The organism is Albidovulum sp. (genome assembly GCF_049646345.1).
In the GTDB taxonomy this organism is placed as follows: Bacteria; Pseudomonadota; Alphaproteobacteria; order Rhodobacterales; family Rhodobacteraceae; genus Albidovulum.
This window is the reverse complement of record NZ_JBARVQ010000672.1, coordinates 1-2391: the sequence shown is the minus strand read 5'-3', so window position 1 is coordinate 2391 and position 2391 is coordinate 1. Positions and strand designations below refer to the sequence as shown.

The 2391-nt window shown below is 66.3% G+C and carries 3 protein-coding genes; all 3 read left to right on the top strand.

Going from position 1 to position 2391, the window contains the following annotated elements:
• The coding region (locus tag WBB85_RS17590; protein WP_432639894.1) for a Hint domain-containing protein at nucleotides 1-570 on the top strand (570 nt) is incomplete at its 5' end.
• Between the two features lie 75 nt (nucleotides 571-645).
• Nucleotides 646-1500 (top strand): methylated-DNA--[protein]-cysteine S-methyltransferase, encoded by an 855-nt coding sequence (locus WBB85_RS17585; protein WP_432639893.1) that lies wholly within the window; start codon nucleotides 646-648, stop codon nucleotides 1498-1500.
• Nucleotides 1501-1601: 101 nt separating this feature from the next.
• Nucleotides 1602-2264 carry an OmpA family protein gene (locus tag WBB85_RS17580; protein WP_432639892.1) on the top strand — a complete coding sequence of 221 codons (663 nt, stop codon included), beginning with the start codon at nucleotides 1602-1604 and terminating at the stop codon, nucleotides 2262-2264.
• The last annotated feature ends 127 nt before the right edge of the window (nucleotides 2265-2391 follow it).

The following is a 2391-nucleotide window of genomic DNA, read 5'->3' as shown; positions in this document are numbered from 1 at the left end:
CCTGAGGCAGGGCTCGCCCACGGCACTTGCATCGCCACGGATCGGGGCGAGGTAAGCGTCGGCGATCTCGTGGCGGGCGACCGCATCCTGACCATGGATCACGGATATCAGGCACTGCTCTGGTCCGGCCCCGTCGCAGCCAGGCCCCACGACACCATGGCCCGGGTCGGCATCGCTGCGGACAGGCTTGGCCCCGGCATGCCGCAACGACGGCTGGAGCTTGGGCCGGGTCACCGGCTGCTGCTGTCTGGCCCGCTGGTCGCGCTTCATACTGGGGAATATGAGGCCTTTGCCGCCGCCGATCATGTCGCGACGGCCGATGCGCAGGGCGGCGGACCGCTCTGGCACATTCTCCTGCGCGATCACGAATTGATCCTTGCCAACGGTCTCTGGTGCGAAAGCGTCCTTGCGGATGACGTCTGGCTGGACACGGCACCACGAGGGCTTCGCGACGAGCTGCTCGACCGGATCGGAACGCCGCATCGGCAGGCTGCCCGGCTCTGCCTTGCCCGGCATGAAACCGCGGCGATTCTCGGCCACCTCCCCCGGCGCGACACCATCGCCGCCTGACCCCGTTCAAGCCGCATGATCCGGGTCGCGCACCCGCGCCTGCGCGTCTATCCTTAGGGGCAAGGAGAGACGATCATGCTCAATCAACCCATTGACGACCGCTATCATTACGGCGTTATCGCCCGTGCGCTCACGCTCATCGATGCAGAAGGCGGTACGGCGATGCCGCTGGAGGATCTGGCCGCACGGCTGTCGATGAGCCCGGCGCATTTCCAGCGGATCTTCTCGCGCTGGGTTGGTGTCTCTCCCAAACGCTACCAGCAATATCTGACCATCGACCTCGCCCGGCGTCTGCTGGCCGAACGGCACACGCTTCTGGACACGGCGGCAGAGTCGGGGCTGTCCGGAACCGGCCGCCTGCACGACCTCTTCCTCAGATGGGAAGCGATGAGCCCCGGCGACTATGCCCGCGCGGGCGACGGCCTGACGATCAGTTACGGTTGGTTCCCCTCCCCCTTCGGCGAAGTGCTGGCCATGGGCACGGAACGCGGGCTTTGCGGTATGGCCTTCACCGCCGAAACGGGGCGCGAGGCGGCCATGGCCGATCTTTCCGCGCGCTGGCCCAGGGCACGGCTGATCGAAGCGCCAGAGGCCATCGCCCCCTGGATCACCGCCGCTTTCGCGCAGGCGGGCGAGGCGCGGCTGCACCTGATCGGCGCGCCGTTCCAGATCAAGGTCTGGGAAGCACTCATGACCATCCCCTCGGGCCATGTGACCACCTATTCCGATATCGCGGGGGCCATCGGCAATCCGCGTGCGGTACGCGCAGTCGGCACGGCTGTGGGGCGCAACCCGGTCAGCTGGCTGATCCCCTGCCACCGGGCGATCCAGAAATCCGGCGGTCTTGGCGGGTATCACTGGGGCCTGCCGGTCAAGCGCGCGATGCTGGCATGGGAAACGGCAAGGGCCGAGGCGGACGGCGCCGCGTGATGCGCGAAAACCTGCCGGAACCCGATTTCTGCACAAGCGTTATTGCCTAACAGCGCGTAATCTCGCACCTGACGTGCAGACAACAAATCGGAGCAGCTTGCATGACGACGAAATCCATCTTGATCGCAGGGGCCGCAACGCTTCTGGCGCTTACCGCCTGTACACCGGTGAACGAATACAATGCCGACCCGAATGCGCGCACCAAGCAGGGCGCGCTGACCGGCGCCGCACTTGGCGCGGGGCTTGGCATCCTGACCGGAGAAGGCGGCAAGGACAAGCTCGACCGCGCCGTGGTCGGTGCCGCGATCGGCGGTCTGGCCGGTGGCGTGGTCGGTCGCAACCTCGACCGGCAGGCGGCCGAGCTTCAGGCCCAGATCCAGGACAGCCGCATCCGCGTGATCAACGAAGGCAACCAGTTGCGCGTCGTGATGCCCGACGGCATCCTCTTTGCGGTTGACAGTGCCGAAGTGAACGGCGCGGTGCGGAGCGATCTCTTCGCGGTCGCCGACAACCTGAACCGCTACCCGGACAGCCGGGTCGAGGTTATCGGCCACACCGACAATACCGGTTCGGCTGCCTATAATCAGGACCTGTCGCACCGTCGCGCAAAGGCCGTTGCCAAGATCCTGCGCAATTCCGGTGTGTCCCGCGATCGGGTCGCGGCCTATGGGCGCGGTGAAGATGCGCCGGTCGCGTCGAACCTGACGCCGGAAGGGCGCCAGCAGAACCGCCGGGTGGAAATCCTGATCATCCCGACGCGCTGATCCCCCTTTCACGCAAGACACAAGGCCGGGCGCCCTGCCCGGCCTTTTTCGTTGTGTCCGCCGGGCGGTGGTCATACATCTTGACCAATCGACGAGGAGTGCCATGACCTTCCGCAAGATCGAACCG

What these genes read in the sequence shown, in the direction of transcription:
- WBB85_RS17585 (WP_432639893.1), top strand. Translation starts at nt 646, where the DNA reads ATGCTCAATCAACCCATTGACGACCGCTATCATTACGGCGTTATCGCC.
- WBB85_RS17580 (WP_432639892.1), top strand. Translation starts at nt 1,602, where the DNA reads ATGACGACGAAATCCATCTTGATCGCAGGGGCCGCAACGCTTCTGGCG.